We start from the raw sequence: 16,402 nt of genomic DNA, 5'->3' as shown, positions 1-16,402 counted from the left end.
TGACTAATCAAGGAGATGAAAAAGAAGATGAGCCAACAAGTGAGTCCTAAAAAAGTAGCAATTTATGCTCGTGTTTCAACGACAGAGCAGGCTGAGGAAGGATATAGTATTGATGAACAAATACGTGTGCTCAAAGAGTTTTGTGAGAAGGAGGGCTATGGTGTCTATGATGAATATGTAGATCGGGGGATTAGTGGGAAAAACATTACAGGACGACCAGCTATTAAGAGATTACTAGCTGATGCAGAACAGAAGAAATTTGATATAGTGCTTGTTTGGAAGATGAATCGTCTCGCTCGTAAAAGTTTAGACTTGATGAACATTGTCGAACAACTCAATAGCAAAAACATAGCATTTCGTTCTTATACAGAGAAGTATGAAACAGAAACACCTACAGGAAAATTGCATTTTCAAATGATGGCTGCTATTGCTGAGTATGAACGTAACAACATAGCCGAAAATGTCAAAATGGGAATGATTGCTCGTGCCAAGGATGGACAATGGAATGGTGGTCAGGTAATGGGCTACGATGTGGTAGAAAAAGATAGTGAGAACAAAAAGCGAAAACAGACAGGTTTACAAATTAATGAGCAAGAGGCAAAGATTATAAGCTTAATTTTTAAAATGTATACAACAGGTCATGGTTATAAGGCTATCGCCAATAAAATAAATCAGGATGGATATCGAACAAAAAAGAATAAGACCTTTTCATTGAATGCAATTAAAACTATCGTAACAAATCCCGTATATGCTGGCTATATTCGCTATAATGTTCGAAGAGATTGGAATGAAAAGCGTCGTAACAATATCAATCCGAATCCAATCATTGTGAAAGGTGAGCATCCATCCATTATTTCCGAGGAAACATGGAAAATAGCGCAAAAGGTTTACAAAGAGCGTTCCTGTAAACCCAATCGAATTCATGAGGGTGTGTTTCCCCTCACAGGTATTATGCGCTGTCCACAGTGTGGTGCAGGAATGGTGATAGGACGTACAACAAATCGAACAAAATCTGGTGAGAAACGTGTCCTAGAGTATTATGTTTGTGGTGCATGGAAGAATAAAGGAACAGTTGCTTGTCGTTCCAATGCAGTACGTACTGAATATGCGGATGATTATGTGTTGAATAAACTGGAAGCATTAATGAAAAGCGAGCATTTGACGAAAAAATTAGTGGATAACATTAATACAAAGCAACAATCGTTAGTTGCCCCTTTACAGCGAGAATATGAGCAATACCTACAGGAGTTAGAGCGCTATAAGAAAAAGTCAGTCAAATTGTTAGATGCTTTTACAGATGAAGTGATTTCCAAAGAGGTGTTCCAACGAAATTCACGAAGTATAGAAGAAACCATGACCAATCTGAAAGCACAAATGGAGCCACTTCAAGCACAACTGCAATCGACAGTATCGAGTGAAGTCACCTATGAAAAAATCCATGCGATCATGAGGAATTTCCATCAAGCTTTTACACAAGCATTGACAAGGGAGCAAAGAAAAAGATTATTGCATTTATTGATTCATCAAATCACTATTGATGAAAGTCGGGAAATTGAAAGCATCCAAATCAAGCTAAATGATGAAGTATTGGAAGAGTTACAACTAGGAGTGGGAGAAATGTCCGAGGACATTTCTTCTACTCCTTTTTCTGTTTTAGTGGCGATTTAGAGTTATTCGTTTTAATGGAACTATAGGTAAAAACAAAGTGGATTTTTATTGTGAAAAGCCATTAGATAGTCAAAGTGCTTGTCACATTTAAAAATGTCATATTTATAACAACAAAAAAGAGAAAGGAGATAACAATGGATACGAGTAGGTTGGATAGTTCATGTTTTAATGGGGCATATAAGGAGTTTATAGAATTGATTGGGCATCAAAATACCTTGTTGGTACATAGCTATTTTGCTGGTCAATATGTAACCTTTCCGAAAAGATTATTATCTGAACAGTATTTATATGAACAAATAGTAAAGGAATACGATGGCACAAATGCTAAAGAATTAGCAAGAAAATATGATTATTCTTATAGTTGGGTTAGGAAGATAATAAAAAATAAGACAATTTGTAAATAAGGATAGCATAACTTTTAAGTAATTTATTACCATTACGTTTATAGTTGGGTATTGTAATTTTAATGCTGGACAGTGTATATATCTAATAAATAGGAGAGCTTTTTATGAAGAAAATTGTCACTTTAGTTATGTTAACTTTAATGCTTGTTGCTTGTGGAAATGAAAAGGAATCAGAAACAGATGCAACCTACGGTACTCATCTTGTTGAGGAAGATGATAATATTACTTTTTACGGAGAGCCTGTCGAGGAAATGAAACGCCATAATGATGATGTTAATGATAATGAAAGTAAATTAGATGACACACAAAGTGTTCAAGCTGATTTAGATACAGTACCTGTTTTAGGTGCATTTAACACAACAGAATCAGCAAGAGAGCAGATAAGTTATTTAATTTCCGCCTACCTAGAGGTTTATACAACAGAGCAGGTGTTACAGCTTATAAACTATATACATTCATCTTCTCCATTCTATCAAGAGCAAGTTAGTTATATGGAGTCTATAAATAAACAGGGTATAGATATTCAATTGATTGATTACTCCATTATTTCGATGGAGCAAGTTGTAGAGCATAGGTACGAAGTAAGTTTAGAGGAGCATTACACAATAGACAATCCTGAAAAGGGAATTAAAGATGTGCAACAAAATAGCAAATATACAATAGAATTAATTGATGGTGAGTTCTATATTACAGGGTTAGAGATACTATAATTAAAAATGAAGGGAGCGAACTACACTTGCTCCTTCAACTCCTAAAGATAAATAAATGGAGAATTAAAATAAGGAGCAGAAGACTTGTCTATAGATGAGCCTTCCACTCCCTTTCTATTTTAGTAGCAATTTAATTACTCAGTATATGAGACATACTTAGACAATTTAATCCCCTTTTGTACTTCCGTTTTATATGAATCATTTAACCCAGAAGCTTTTATAATTTCTCCAGCACTATATTTATTCTTAAGTAAAGTGGAACCGTATTTTATTCCAAAAAGATGAATGAATGTAACTTTTTCGTTTTCGGGTGCTGAATGGTACATCCTTTTAAGTTCACTACCTAATTCACTTATTGTCATAGAGACTTACCCCCCTAATTATTATTCCTTCTATAAAAATATTAACATATTTTGTTATACTTAGAATAGTTAAGTATGGGAGGTATTTTTATGGCGGTTCCAGGCTATCAGGATTTTATGTATCCGTTTTTAAAACAATTAGAAGATAGAAAAGAGTATAATTTACAAGATTTATATATTATATTAGCCACCCATTTTAAATTGACTGAGGAAGATGTTGCTGAAATACTGCCTAGTGGTAAGCAAACATTATTAGTTAATCGATTAGGTTGGGCAAGAACTTATTTGAAAAAAGCAGGATTAATAAAAGGTGTAAAACGAGCAGTTTTTCAAATTACAGATGAGGGATTAAAAGTTCTTAATGATTCCAGTATAACTAGAATAGATAGAAAATTCTTAACTAGATATCCGAGTTTTAATGAGTTTATTAATAAGGGTTCAGATAATAGCCCAGATACAATACCTGAAAATATAGAAGATAAGACACCATTGGAACTAATCGGAGAAAACTATACTATTCTGAAAAATGAGCTTCAAGATTTATTGTTAGAAAAAATACTTAGTTGCTCACCAAGCTTTTTTGAAAGATTAATTGTAGATTTAATGGTAGCTATGGGATATGGAGGGTCTGTTAAAGACGCTGGAAGAGCTATTGGAAAAACGAATGATGAAGGTATAGATGGTATTATAAAAGAAGATGTTTTAGGGTTAGATATGATTTATCTTCAAGCTAAAAGATGGAAAAAGGATGCTACAGTATCTCGTCCAGATATTCAAACTTTTGTGGGTAGCCTTGTAGGAAAGCAAGCCTCAAAAGGTATTTTTATTACTACTGCAAAATTTTCTAAAGGTTCCATTCAATATGCTAACTCTATTGATAAAAGAGTGATCCTTATTGATGGAGAGCAATTAACGGACCTGATGTTTAAATATAATGTAGGAGTGAGTAACGAGGAAGTTTTTGTTACAAAAAAAGTTGATTTGGATTTCTTTGAGGAATAAGACCTCACTTATCCACATCACGGAGAACCGTACCATAAGTAAGTGCGACGGTTCTAAAGAAAATATAAAAATCCGATTCTAAATCCTTTGAATCAATTCTTTAGTAATGCTTTCAAACCACATTGCATATGGTAAAATTTAAAAAAATCCATTTGACGTTCTGTATTATTTTTTGTACGATATTGAAGAAAAGAATGCCCGGACTAGAACGGGAGAGGTTCATAGCTGATACCCTCTATAAAAAACTATGGAAACATGACAATAATGCCATGTCCATATTGGACGTGGCTTTTTTTTATGTGTTTACGTATGTTTTAAATAGAATGCTTGGTGATGCCTCTCTTGAAAAGTGTTGGGAAACATTTTACAAGGAGGTTTTTTTATGTCTGGCCGAAGTCATGAAGAAGGATTAAAGGATTTAACCCTGTTAGGTAATCAAGGTACAAAGTATTCCTATGATTATGCACCAGAGGTATTAGAGGCAGTGGATAATCTACATGCCAATCGAGATTATTTCGTTAAATTTAATTGTCCAGAGTTCACTAGTTTATGCCCGCTTACAAATCAGCCTGATTTTGCCACGATGTACATCTCGTATATCCCAGATAAAAAAATTGTTGAAAGTAAATCACTAAAGTTGTATTTATTCAGTTTTAGAAATCACGGTGATTTCCATGAAGATTGCGTTAATATCATTATGAATGACTTAATTGCATTGCTTGATCCACGATATATTGAGGTTTGGGGGAAGTTTACGCCACGTGGGGGTATTTCGATCGATCCATGGTGTAACTATGGGAAGCCAGGAACGAAATACGAGGAAATCGCCAATTATCGTTTAATGAACCACGATCTTAATCCAGAAAAAATTGATAATCGATAAATGGAGATTTAAATAGTTCCATCAAGAAAGAGGTTTTTAGCTACCCTCTTAAAAAAACTAAGAAGAAAGCAGCACTTTTTCTTAGAGTGCTGTTTTTTCGATATAAGGGAGTTTTATAGATGAAGCAGGAAAAAGCAATTGTTGTATTTAGTGGAGGTCAGGACAGTACAACTTGTTTGTTTTGGGCAAGGGAACGTTTTAAAGAGGTTGAGGCAGTCACTTTTGATTATGGTCAAAGGCATCGTCTTGAAATTGAATGTGCAAAAGAGATAGCGAGTGAACTTGGAATCAAGCATCATATTCTTGATATGTCACTCCTAAACCAACTTGCTCCGAATGCTTTGACACGACAAGATATTACAGTAGAAGACGGAGATAATGGTGAGCTGCCATCGACTTTTGTGCCTGGTCGTAATCTTCTCTTTCTTTCATTTGCTGGTGTTTTAGCGAGTCAAGTAGGAGCTAAGCATATCGTGACGGGTGTTTGTGAAACAGATTTTAGCGGATATCCAGATTGCCGAGACGTTTTTATTAAATCCTTGAATGTAACGTTAAATTTATCGATGGATGATTCCTTTGTAATTGATACACCGTTAATGTGGCTGGATAAGGCGCACACTTGGGAGCTTGCTGATCGTTTTGGGGCATTGAACTTTGTTCGAGAACGAACGTTGACTTGCTATAACGGTGTCATAGCTGATGGTTGCGGTAAATGCCCAGCATGTAAACTGCGAAACAAAGGGCTTGATGAGTATTTGCGTTATAGGAAGGAGTCTTAAGGTATGTCAGATTTTAGAATCGTCGAGAGGCTCCAAAAAATAGATGTCGATATTCAAAGAAATCAATTGAACTATCATGCAAAGCGTGTTCTTGTAAGCAAAGAATTTACCTTTGATGCTGCTCATCATTTACATCATTATGAAGGGAAATGTAAAAACCTACATGGTCATACCTATCGTGTAGTATTGGGATTGAGTGGCTACACAGATGAACGCGGTTTGATGATTGATTTTGGCGATATAAAAAAAATATGGAAACAAAAAATAGAAATTCATTTGGATCATCGTTATTTAAATGAAACGCTTCCACCCATGAATACGACAGCAGAAAACATGGTAGTTTGGATTTATGAAAAGTTGGCAGAGGCCTTGCTTGATGAACCAAGCTATAACGGTGCATGTGTAGAGTTTATTAGGTTATATGAAACTCCGACAAGCTATGCAGAAGCGAGACGGGAGTGGATGGAAGGTGAGTAAGGTACCTGTTATCGAGATTTTTGGACCGACGATTCAAGGTGAAGGGATGGTAGTTGGCCAGAAGACAATGTTTGTGAGAACTGCAGGTTGTGATTATTCCTGTTCTTGGTGTGATTCATCGTTTACTTGGGATGGCAGTGGAAAGCATCTGATTGTCCAAATGACAGCGGAAGAGATTTGGACTGAGTTGAAACGTCTTGGAGGCAATGGCTTCTCATTTGTCACGATTTCAGGCGGCAATCCTGCACTCAATCCACATTTAGCTGAGCTCATTGCCATTTTAAAAGAAAACAACATAAAAATTGGGGTGGAAACACAGGGAAGTAGGTGGCAAAAATGGATGCATGAGATTGATGAACTGACCATTTCTCCAAAGCCACCTAGTTCTGGAATGACCACAGACTATTCGGTGCTCTCATATATCTTCGAAAAGCTTAAAAATCAAAACAGTAATCACCATATATCTCTCAAAATAGTCGTTTTTAATCAAGAGGATTACGATTATGCTAAACAAATTCACCATCGATATCCAATGATTCCTTTTTATCTTCAAGTCGGTAATGATGATCTCATGACAACTGACAATTCACAATTAATTATGCATTTATTGGATAAATATCATGCATTGATTGATAGAGTGATGAAGGATGAAGAATTAAGAGATGTTAAAGTACTACCACAGTTACATGCCCTTGTTTGGGGAAATAAAAGAGGCGTATAGTGTGCCATTACAAAAATGTTTTTAAATTGAGGAGTAGTAGTATGAGAATATTGTTTTATTTATTATCTATTGTCATCGCTAATGTAGTAACGGCAGCATTTGCACCATTGCACTTTGGTATGTTTATTGTTCCAATGGGGACGTTTTTAATTGGGGCAACCTTTATTTTTCGGGACCTTGTACAAAATAAATATGGTAGAGCAAAGACGTATTTATTTATTATTACAGCTTTAATTTTATCAGCAGTAGTGTCATTCCTACTGGGGGATACACTTTTGATTGTGGTAGCGTCAGCACTATCATTTGTTGTCGCTGAAACAGCTGATACAGAAATCTATACTCGATTAAAATTACCAATGGCTTGGCGTGTGTTCTACAGTGGGCTTGTTGGAGGATTTTTGGATTCTGCAATTTTCGTAGTAATCGGCTTGAGTCCACTTGGAGCTAATATATTACCTTGGGAAGCCGTACCAGCCGCCATTTTCGGACAAATTGTTGTGAAGACAATTATTCAAATGTTTGGCGCAATGATTTTAAATCAAGTTGGTACAATGAAAGAAAAACATCTAACTACAGGATAACTCGTTGAAAACATTGATTAGGCATATTCCACAAGAGATGCCGTTCATTTTGACGAGACAGAGCTATAAGTAAAACAGGCAGATTCGCTTTATAATGCGAATCTGCCTAGTTTAATTTTAAAGGTCTTATTGCATTTTCAATTGTTTCTATCATTTTTATGCTGATTTCTCTAGTTTTTGATCTAAATGGTGACTAAGAAAAGTTAGCAAACTTGCACAGACGGCAACAATCCCACCGACCCATGTAACATTCATTAAATTTCCCTGATGATAAACAATTCCACCTAATGCAGAACCAAAAGCGATACCTACGTTACTTGCTACAGGCATAAGTGAAGCAGCCAATCCTTTCGCACTGGGTTGGTAAATTTCAGCGAGGTCTATTAAATAAAGCTGAGTAGATGTTGTTAAGAGGATAGCCATTAATGACATTAAGCCAATATTGACCAGCCCTAAAATAAAATGATTTGTAGTCCAAAATAAACTTGTCAGAACAATAGCCTGCACAAGAAAAACAAAGCGAAGGCGACCGATAGCATTATGACTGGCAATTTTACTGGCGAGGATATTGCTGAAAATCGAAATAAACCCATAACCAAATAAGATTAGACTAATAGAATTATTTGGTGCTCCCATTCCCTTCAAAATAGGAACAAGGTACGTAAAGACAGCGTAAGTTGCCCCAAATCCTAGAGCAGGAATGAAAAAGGCCATTAAAATACGCGGCTTGATCATTAAAGAAAACTGATCCCGTATCGAACTACGTACTTGGCTGAGTTGATTAGGTAAGACAAAAAAGGATGCCAAAAACGCCAAACCACCTAGAAAGGTTGTTAACATGAAAGTGGCATTCCAACCATACCAGTCTGCGATTACAATACCAATTGGTACTCCAACGACATTTGCTAGTGTGAAACCACCAAAAACGAATGATATAGCAAGTCCGCGTTTGTTTATCGGCATGGTTTCGCTTGCAACAATCATGGCTAGAGAGATTAATACGCCTGTTACAATCGCTGTCATAATACGAAGTACAAGCAGCATGATGTAGCTCGTTGAAATGACGCAAAAAGCATTGAGGACGATGAAAGAAAGGATCAAAAACAACATCCATTTACGCTTTGGAAAATGACTTGTTGCTGACATCACTAGTGGTGTGGCAATAGCAAATGTAATGGCAAATGCAGAAACGAGTGTGCCTGCTTTTGCATTAGTCATTTGAAGGCTTGAGGAAATATCAGTTAAGATTCCGACTATAACAAATTCGCTTGTCCCTAGTACAAATGTCAATAACGTAAGTGTTAAAATGAGTAACCAATGTCGCTTGGATAATTGTGAGTTGTGCATAGATACCTCTTTCTAAGATGAATATAAATGTGTAGTAGATAAACAACCTAAACATCATATCATAAAATATTTTAGCGAGAAAAAATCTTTCTAGATTAAATCGGAATGAATGGATTCCCAAAATCGACAAAACTACAGAGAAATCACATTCTGTTGCTAATCCTAAAGGATATCAATAAAGATGCTTTTGTATTAAATATGTACATAAAGAATAATTCCTAGTACCTTCCATTTTTCCTTAAAGAAGGAATTTACTGATTTTGCTCGAACTCTATAAATAAGAAATTCCTGTTCAAAATCTAAAATACTCACTTAAAGATGCTCCCTTTTAAAAGGGGAAAAGGAAGGTTCATGATGATTCAATTCCAAAAAGATAATATTACTGTTTTTCAAAGTGCATTGTATATGACTACTTTGGCTATCATTCAAACGAATGAAGCGATAATTATAACAGATCCTAATTGGTTACCTAGCGAAATTGAGGAAATTCAGGCTTACATAAACAACATGAAAGGTGATAAGCAACTATATATTATTTACACTCATAGCGATTTTGACCATATTATTGGTTCAGGAGCCTTTCCAGGAGCAAAGGTAATTGCATCTAAACAATTTGATAAAAACCCGAACAAAGCAAAAAGCATTCAAAAAATCAAACAACTTGATCAAAGTTATTATATACAGAGGAGCTATTCCCCTGTATATCCAACAGTAGATATTGTCGTTTCAGAGGATGGGCAAACATTAGAGTTAGATTCGATAACTATGACATTTTATCAAGTACCTGGTCATACGGATGATGGTTTATTTACAGTGATAGAGCCGTATGGGCTATTTCTTTCGGGAGATTACTTGTCAGATATTGAGTTTCCTTTCATTTTTAGCAGTTATAAAGACTATGTCAATACTATTCGTAAAGCTGAAGATATTTTACTGCATCATCAAATAACAACCCATATACCAGGACACGGAACGACAACACAGAACCAACAAGAAATCCAAAAAAGGATTCATTTTTCTAAACATTACTTAGCACAGCTTCCGCAGGATAACGAAGCGTTAGAGAAATGTTTAAGGGAAGAGTATTCGTTTTTTGAAGGAATGAAAAGCATTCATATTGACAATAAAAAGATGGTCAATAAAGAATGTTCAGAAGAGAATCTGTAGTCAATAATCTTTTGAGATGTATTACAAGTAAAACAAAAAGGAGATTGGTTTAGTACCCATAGAAAAAACACCTCCACGTTGAATGTTTTGTATTTAATACCCGTTTTTCAACGAAAGGTGTTTTTATTTGTCTCTTATTTTTAGGTCAGTGCGAGATGGATACGCATTGTCTTTTTTTCTGAGTATTATCTACGTTCAGGCAAATGTGCCAACTCCTCGTATATTTCAGCCCTCTCGTACAAAAGTTGTAGAGGTTTTACTTTTGTGTCGGGCCTTTCAATGTCTAATAGAGGTGAGGGGCACAATTGCGCTTTAGTTCATGTGAAAATGTAATTACAGAAAATGAGGTTTTATTATAAAACTACTATTCTAAATAATATTGTAAAAGTTTAATATAAACATTTTACAAAAAATTTAGAATATTAATATTAAATAACAATATATTTATTATTTTTCTGTTAAAATTACTATGTTAAACAATATTTTGGCAATGTTTAATAATTACAATTAATTGTATTGATTGGATTCAAAATCATCCTTATTAAATAGGAATGGGGAGGTATTACTCTAAGTATGCGTAAATGGGGAAAATCGAAGTATTTAAAAGCAATAACAGCAATGGCATTAACGGCTTCAGCGGTAGTAGTAGCACCGATTGCATCTGAAGCTAGTAGTTTCAAGGATGTACAACGAACGCATCCATTTTATGACGAGATTAAAAATTTAAATGATCGTGGCATTATTAATGGGTTCCAAGATGGGACATTTAAATCTGAGCAAAACGTAACACGTGGACAAGCTGCTAAAATTATTGCGGGTGTATTAGGACTGGATACATCGAATGTTAGCAATCCAAACTTTAAAGATATTCCTACTAATCATGTATATTTTGGTGCAATTGCTGCATTAAAGGAAAAGGGGATTATTAATGGTTATGAGGATGGAACATTCCGTCAGGATGAATTTATTCAACGTAACCATGTAGCAAAAATTTTAGCGAACGCTTTTAATTTAAAAGCTTCAAATACGAATTCATTACCGTTCACTGATGTGCGTGCAGATTATAAAGAAGCGATTGCTGCTTTATATGAAAACAACGTAACGGCTGGTAAGACAGCTACATTATTTGATGGTTCTTCCAATGTAACACGAGGACAACTGGCTGCATTTATTACTCGTTCAGAAGCTGTTAGTAATCCGACTACTCAACCTTCTCAAAGTGTAACGTTTAAAGTTGAAAAATATACAGCGAATGAAATTGCTATTAATGGTAAAACTTATTTATTTGGTGATTCAGTAAAGTCAATTTTTACAACTAAAAATAAAACCGCACTAACAGGAGCAAAAATTACAGCAACTATTGAAAATGGGATTATAACAAAAGTAAATAACGTTGTTTTAAATAAGGCAGGTTCAGCAGAGATGGGCGTTGTATTCAATACAAATGCAACGCTCGATTCGATAACAATTAACGCAGATGGTGTGACTGTTAAAAATGTATCAGTTACAGGAAATGTAACCATTACCTCAAATGTTAAGAGGAAAATGGAATTTGATGGTACTACAATTACTGGCGATTTAATTATAGCTGATGCAATAGATGGTCAAAGTACACTTGTATTGAAAATCAAAAATTCGCACACAGAAAAAGTACAAGTCAAGCGTCAAAATATTTCGATTGTGACGGACACGGTGATTCCTGAAATTATCATAGCAGCTCCCATTGCTGCTATAAATATTGATGGATCAGCAACGAAGGTAACAATTGAATCTACGGCAAAACTGAATATGACTGGGAATGTAAAGTTTGAACGATTGTTGCTTCCTACGGCAGTGGAGTTAGAATTGAATGCTATTGGTTTAGTGAAATATTTAACGGTTCTAAACGCTGATGCTCGAATTACAATCGGTTCAGGTTTACTAATAAATGACTTGTCGATTCCAGCAGGTTCAACGGTAACAAAAATTATAACAAACTATGCCTCGGTTGCTTCCCAAATTAAAGCCATTATTGGAGGTTCTTCGCCAAGTACAGGGGTTCCAAATACAGGTGGAGGAAATGTGGCACCCGATCCGGTTATTCCACCAGAAAAAGTGAGTGAATTTAATGTAAAGAATGCGGAGGAATTAAAACAAGCATTAAATAAAGCTAAAGCAGGAGACTTGATTAGGTTAACAGCTCCAATGACTGCAGATGTAACGCTAACAGATTTAGTAATGATTGATTTGAATGGTCAAACCTTGAATGGGAATGTAACGCTAACAGCACCTACAGCTTCAGGGAGGTACTCTTTAATGCCATCTGGTAGTACTGGTACTATTGCAGGGGATTTAATCATTGCTGCACCAAATGTGAATATCAGTTTAGATGGGTTAACCGTTGAAGGGAACACAATAATTGAATAATAACTTCTAGTAAATTCCTTTGTAAGATAGGGAAAAAGTTGATTGTATAGATAAAAAATCATAAGGAGCTAAACGAATGAAGAAATATGAATGTAATGTCGTTTCCAAGATAGCTTTATCATTTTTACTTGTAATTTCTATGATTTTGCCTTACTTAACAATTGCAAAGGCGGAAACGACAGAAGCTATTGGAGTGGGGGAATCGGTCAGTCAATTGGATCCAACTTCTGAATTAACAATTGCTGAAGCTCGTGCAGCGGTTGGAACGGACCGCACAGTCCAAATTCAAGGGACGGTTACGACAACACCTGGTAGCTGGGGAAGTAAGGCCTTCTATGTACAGGATGATTCAGCAGGAGTATATGTTTTCTCCAGTTCTCCAGAAGCAGGGAGCTTAGCTGTTGGAGATATTGTCAAAATCACAGGGAAAACGAGTTTATATAGCGGAGAGGTTCAATTTAATTCACCGATAATTGAACGAATTTCAACTGGGACAGCACCAGCGCCACAAACAGTGAATCTACCGATTGATGACAGTATGCAAGGTGAATTAATTACACTTGAAAATATGAAGATTAAAGATTTAAAGCCATCTGGTACGTCTGGTACATTTGAATTTAAAGCAGTCGATGCAGCATATAACGAGCTGTTAATTCGCCATGATAACCGTACAGGCTATCAGTTCTCTCAATTTGAAGCAGATGGGTTCAATAACAATGATGTGATTACCGTGACAGGGATTGCTTCAATTTTTAACGGAACTTATCAATTAAAAACGTTAAGCTCGAAAAGCTTCCAATTAGTATTAAATTATGAGCCAACACAAGTAGCGAATATTAAAGCTGTTCCAGCAACAGGCGAAGTCTATGCAGGAACAAAAGTAACATTGTCTACAGATACGCCAAATGCAACAATCTATTACACGATAGATGGTTCTGAACCGTCTACAGCTAGTATGGTTTATGATGCGGCAGCTGGCATTGTTGTCAATGAAGCAATGACGATCAAAGCATTTGCTACAGCAACTGGCTTAAACGATAGCGTAATTACATCCTTAAATTTTACAGTTAAAGATGCGCCATCCACTATTTCAATTACGGAAGCTCGTCATAAAGAAATCGGACAAACTGTCATCGTATCAGGTATTGTAACAGCAAAATTAGAAACTGCTACAGCGCACATTCAAGATGAAGATGGTGCGGCGATAGCCATTTATCCTGTAGATAGTCTTACTGCTAATATCGGTGATCGGGTGACGGTGCAAGGTCAAGTAGCTGAATATAGCGGACTAAAGCAATTAACGAATATTTCGCTTGTTGGCAAGCCCGTTCCTTCTACAATACCAGAGCCACACATTATTAAAAGTATTGAGGTTGCAGAGGATAATGAATCGAAATTAGTAACGATTAAAAATGTTGCCATTACTGGTTCAGGTCAAAACTTTACCGGAACAGATGATGTAGGTACATTTGCTATTTACGATAAAACACGTGACTCAGGTTTAGTGAGTGGAAAAACGTATGGGGAAATTACAGGAATTATTGGTCAATATACAAACCACCAACTGCTTCCGATACGCATTATTGAAGATGTAACAAAGGTTCAGGATATCAAAGCATCTCACGTTGGGGGCGTAACAGCGGGCACGAAAGTCTCACTTTCTACAATGACAGAAGGTGCAACCATTTATTACACAGTGGATGGCTCAACACCAACTACAGCCAGTACAAAGTATACAGGAGAAATTCTTGTTAATAAACCAATGACGATTAAAGCGATTGCGGTGAAAGAAGGTTTAACGAACAGTGCGATTGCTACATTTGTTTATGAAATTATTGATACTAAAAATGCAAAAATTAGCGATATTCAAGGGGCAAGCCATAAATCACCATATGTCGATTTAACAGTAAATGATGTAGAGGGAATTGTTACATTCGTTATCAATTCAACTAGCTTTATTATGCAAGAAAATGGGCCGACGTTCGATGGCGTAAAATCAACAGCAATCAAGGTAAATAAGTCGGCACATAATGTAAAAGTAGGGGAAGTTATTAAAGTAGCAGGAAATGTAATAGAAGCAGGTGGAAACTCTCGATTGACAGATACGCAAATTTCAGCAACAACTATGACAAAAACGGGTACGGCAGTAATTCCAGAAGCTCTTGTGATAGGGGAGGACCTTTTCCCACCTAATAAAATTATCGATAATGATGGCTTTGCCATTTTTGACCCACAAGAAGATGGCATCGACTTTTGGGAATCCATCGAGTATATGCGGGTATCATTCCCGGATGCGAGAGTAATTGGACCGATTTATAATAATGATTCACCAATTGTTGTACCGAGTACAACAAATAATACATTTAATGTGAATGGTGGTTTAAATATTGCTGCCGACGATTATAACCCTGAAAAAATTATGCTTGAAGGGGTTTCAGGGAAAAATTATGATTCAGGTGACCGTTTTAATGAAGCGCTTATCGGATTTGTAGAAAATTTTACAGATGGCTATCGACTGAACACGAATAAAGTCTTTCCTGATGTGATAAAAGCAAACCTTCAGCAAGAAGTCACACATCTTGAACCAGTTGTGGACAAGTTAAATGTCGCTTCTTATAATATCGAAAACTTTTCGAATAATCCTGCCAATACATCTAATGAAAAAGTGGACAGAATTGCAGCGACATTTGTGAAAAACATGAAGTCACCAGATATCATTACATTAGTCGAAGTACAAGATAATGATGGGCAAATTGATTCAGGAAATGCTGATGCATCGGAAAGCTACATGCGATTAATTCATGCAATTAAAGCTGCGGGTGGTCCTGCCTATGATTGGATTGATGTCATGCCAATTAACAATACAGTAGGTGGTGCACCTGGTGGTAATATTCGTGTAGGTTACTTATATAACCCGACGCGTGTTTCATTAGTGACAGGTATAAAGGGAGTAGGTGACCAAGCGAATACGTGGACAGCAGATGGAGGTCTTGCCTTAAATCCTGGCTTTGTTGATCCATCAAAATTTGTAGATACACGTAAACCAATTGCAGCAGAATTTGAATTCCAGGAAGAGCGTGTAGTCATTATTGGAGCTCACTTAAATTCTAAAGGTGGGGATGGTTCACTTTGGGGGCCAACACAGCCGCCAGTGTTAGAATCAGTAACGAAACGTCTTCAGCTAGCTCAAGCCATCAATGACTTTATCGATAAAGGTCTTGCAATGAATCCGAATTTAAATATCATTGTAGCAGGGGACATGAATGACTTTGAATTCACACCAGCACTTGAAACGTTAAAAGGTGATGTTTTAACGAATATGGTAGATAAAGCCCCAGAAAAAGACCGTTTTACGTACTTCTTCCAAGGGAATAATCAAGTGTTGGATCATATTTTAGTTTCGAATAATCTTGCTGATGTTACCGAAATTGACTTGATTCATATTAATGCGAACTTTACAGAGGCACAAGGTCGAGCATCGGATCATGACCCAGTATTAGTTCAAATTGATTTGAAGGCAGGGAAAGAAGAAATACCAACACCAATATTACCTGAAAATGTATATAGCTTTAATAACTACAAAACAGGTAAATTAATAGTGAATCGCCCAAGTGTTTCGTTAACGTTAGGGAAAAATACAAATATTAAAAATGGGATTGCGGTATTTAGTCAATATGCTGAATTCCATGGTGAAGGATTTGCGGACAAAACGGTAACGATTAGTCCCAAAAAAGGAAATGCGATTATTGACTTTAAAGGAACGAAAATGGGTGAAATTATTATTGAAGGGGAAAATGTAAAAGAAATTCGAAATTTACCTGTAGGAGCGAACATAACATATACTAAAGGAGCTTCGGAAGAGAAAATTAAGTTTAAATAAAAACTAAGGATGCTA

General features: G+C 36.0%; 14 protein-coding genes and 1 riboswitch. Of the genes, 12 read left to right on the top strand and 2 right to left on the bottom strand.

Annotation, left to right across the window (positions count from 1 at the left end; genetic code table 11):
* The first annotated feature begins 27 nt into the window (after nucleotides 1-27).
* The 3 genes from NST76_RS22065 to NST76_RS22055 all read left to right on the top strand — a co-directional run bounded on the left by NST76_RS22065 (nucleotide 28) and on the right by NST76_RS22055 (nucleotide 2,782).
* Nucleotides 28-1,668 (top strand): recombinase family protein, encoded by a 1,641-nt coding sequence (locus NST76_RS22065; RefSeq protein WP_342544459.1) that lies wholly within the window; start codon nucleotides 28-30, stop codon nucleotides 1,666-1,668.
* A gap of 134 nt (nucleotides 1,669-1,802) precedes the next feature.
* Nucleotides 1,803-2,072 (top strand): Mor transcription activator family protein, encoded by a 270-nt coding sequence (locus NST76_RS22060; protein ID WP_205446273.1) that lies wholly within the window; start codon nucleotides 1,803-1,805, stop codon nucleotides 2,070-2,072.
* Nucleotides 2,073-2,176: 104 nt separating this feature from the next.
* Nucleotides 2,177-2,782, top strand: a complete 606-nt coding sequence (locus NST76_RS22055; RefSeq protein ID WP_342544457.1) for a hypothetical protein — start codon at nucleotides 2,177-2,179, stop codon at nucleotides 2,780-2,782.
* Nucleotides 2,783-2,916: 134 nt separating this feature from the next.
* On the opposite strand, the gene NST76_RS22050 is transcribed toward NST76_RS22055, so the two are convergent.
* Nucleotides 2,917-3,144: a hypothetical protein gene (locus NST76_RS22050; protein WP_205446271.1), complete on the bottom strand. Its 228-nt coding sequence runs from the start codon at nucleotides 3,142-3,144 to the stop codon at nucleotides 2,917-2,919.
* Between the two features lie 90 nt (nucleotides 3,145-3,234).
* Between NST76_RS22050 and NST76_RS22045 the strand changes: the two genes are divergently transcribed.
* From NST76_RS22045 to NST76_RS22020, 6 genes are all read left to right on the top strand, one after another.
* Nucleotides 3,235-4,146 (top strand): restriction endonuclease, encoded by a 912-nt coding sequence (locus NST76_RS22045; RefSeq protein ID WP_342544456.1) that lies wholly within the window; start codon nucleotides 3,235-3,237, stop codon nucleotides 4,144-4,146.
* A 208-nt stretch (nucleotides 4,147-4,354) separates the two neighbouring features.
* Nucleotides 4,355-4,401: riboswitch (PreQ1 riboswitch) on the top strand.
* 127 nt (nucleotides 4,402-4,528) lie between these two features.
* Nucleotides 4,529-5,029, top strand: coding sequence for a preQ(1) synthase (gene queF / locus NST76_RS22040; RefSeq protein ID WP_004233404.1), 501 nt, complete (start codon nucleotides 4,529-4,531; stop codon nucleotides 5,027-5,029).
* A 119-nt stretch (nucleotides 5,030-5,148) separates the two neighbouring features.
* The gene (gene queC / locus NST76_RS22035; RefSeq protein ID WP_342544455.1) at nucleotides 5,149-5,808 is read left to right on the top strand and encodes a 7-cyano-7-deazaguanine synthase QueC; all 660 of its coding nucleotides are present in this window, start codon (nucleotides 5,149-5,151) and stop codon (nucleotides 5,806-5,808) included.
* 3 nt (nucleotides 5,809-5,811) lie between these two features.
* Entirely contained in the window at nucleotides 5,812-6,285 is a 474-nt protein-coding gene (queD, locus tag NST76_RS22030; protein WP_342535198.1) for a 6-carboxytetrahydropterin synthase QueD, read from the top strand.
* Nucleotides 6,278-7,006: a 7-carboxy-7-deazaguanine synthase QueE gene (gene queE, locus NST76_RS22025; RefSeq protein ID WP_342535197.1), complete on the top strand. Its 729-nt coding sequence runs from the start codon at nucleotides 6,278-6,280 to the stop codon at nucleotides 7,004-7,006. Before queD ends, queE begins: the two co-directional genes overlap by 8 nt.
* 41 nt (nucleotides 7,007-7,047) lie before the next feature.
* Complete coding sequence (locus NST76_RS22020; protein WP_101966857.1) at nucleotides 7,048-7,587, top strand: VUT family protein; 540 nt, start codon at nucleotides 7,048-7,050, stop codon at nucleotides 7,585-7,587.
* A gap of 156 nt (nucleotides 7,588-7,743) precedes the next feature.
* On the opposite strand, the gene NST76_RS22015 is transcribed toward NST76_RS22020, so the two are convergent.
* A complete protein-coding gene (locus tag NST76_RS22015; RefSeq protein WP_036119412.1) occupies nucleotides 7,744-8,934 on the bottom strand; it encodes an MFS transporter in 1,191 nt (396 codons plus the stop codon).
* Between the two features lie 351 nt (nucleotides 8,935-9,285).
* Here NST76_RS22015 and NST76_RS22010 point away from each other — a divergent pair, with 351 nt between their 5' ends.
* The 3 genes from NST76_RS22010 to NST76_RS22000 all read left to right on the top strand — a co-directional run bounded on the left by NST76_RS22010 (nucleotide 9,286) and on the right by NST76_RS22000 (nucleotide 16,387).
* The gene (locus NST76_RS22010) at nucleotides 9,286-10,101 is read left to right on the top strand and encodes an MBL fold metallo-hydrolase (RefSeq protein ID WP_342544453.1); all 816 of its coding nucleotides are present in this window, start codon (nucleotides 9,286-9,288) and stop codon (nucleotides 10,099-10,101) included.
* 573 nt (nucleotides 10,102-10,674) lie between these two features.
* Nucleotides 10,675-12,507 (top strand): S-layer homology domain-containing protein, encoded by a 1,833-nt coding sequence (locus NST76_RS22005; RefSeq protein ID WP_342544450.1) that lies wholly within the window; start codon nucleotides 10,675-10,677, stop codon nucleotides 12,505-12,507.
* 76 nt (nucleotides 12,508-12,583) lie between these two features.
* Entirely contained in the window at nucleotides 12,584-16,387 is a 3,804-nt protein-coding gene (locus NST76_RS22000) for a chitobiase/beta-hexosaminidase C-terminal domain-containing protein (protein ID WP_058844087.1), read from the top strand.
* Nucleotides 16,388-16,402 lie beyond the last annotated feature (15 nt).

Source organism: Lysinibacillus sp. FSL W7-1291 (genome assembly GCF_038593415.1).
GTDB classification, from domain to species: Bacteria; Bacillota; Bacilli; order Bacillales_A; family Planococcaceae; genus Lysinibacillus; species Lysinibacillus fusiformis_D.
Note: the sequence above shows the minus strand (reverse complement) of the source record. Positions and strands in the feature narration are given on the sequence as shown.

Coding starts and splice junctions, on each gene's coding strand:
- NST76_RS22065 (WP_342544459.1), top strand. CDS start 28: ATGAGCCAACAAGTGAGTCCTAAAAAAGTAGCAATTTATGCTCGTGTT.
- NST76_RS22060 (WP_205446273.1), top strand. CDS start 1,803: ATGGATACGAGTAGGTTGGATAGTTCATGTTTTAATGGGGCATATAAG.
- NST76_RS22055 (WP_342544457.1), top strand. CDS start 2,177: ATGAAGAAAATTGTCACTTTAGTTATGTTAACTTTAATGCTTGTTGCT.
- NST76_RS22050 (WP_205446271.1), bottom strand. CDS start 3,144: ATGACAATAAGTGAATTAGGTAGTGAACTTAAAAGGATGTACCATTCA.
- NST76_RS22045 (WP_342544456.1), top strand. CDS start 3,235: ATGGCGGTTCCAGGCTATCAGGATTTTATGTATCCGTTTTTAAAACAA.
- queF (WP_004233404.1), top strand. CDS start 4,529: ATGTCTGGCCGAAGTCATGAAGAAGGATTAAAGGATTTAACCCTGTTA.
- queC (WP_342544455.1), top strand. CDS start 5,149: ATGAAGCAGGAAAAAGCAATTGTTGTATTTAGTGGAGGTCAGGACAGT.
- queD (WP_342535198.1), top strand. CDS start 5,812: ATGTCAGATTTTAGAATCGTCGAGAGGCTCCAAAAAATAGATGTCGAT.
- NST76_RS22020 (WP_101966857.1), top strand. CDS start 7,048: ATGAGAATATTGTTTTATTTATTATCTATTGTCATCGCTAATGTAGTA.
- NST76_RS22015 (WP_036119412.1), bottom strand. CDS start 8,934: ATGCACAACTCACAATTATCCAAGCGACATTGGTTACTCATTTTAACA.
- NST76_RS22010 (WP_342544453.1), top strand. CDS start 9,286: ATGATGATTCAATTCCAAAAAGATAATATTACTGTTTTTCAAAGTGCA.
- NST76_RS22005 (WP_342544450.1), top strand. CDS start 10,675: ATGCGTAAATGGGGAAAATCGAAGTATTTAAAAGCAATAACAGCAATG.
- NST76_RS22000 (WP_058844087.1), top strand. CDS start 12,584: ATGAAGAAATATGAATGTAATGTCGTTTCCAAGATAGCTTTATCATTT.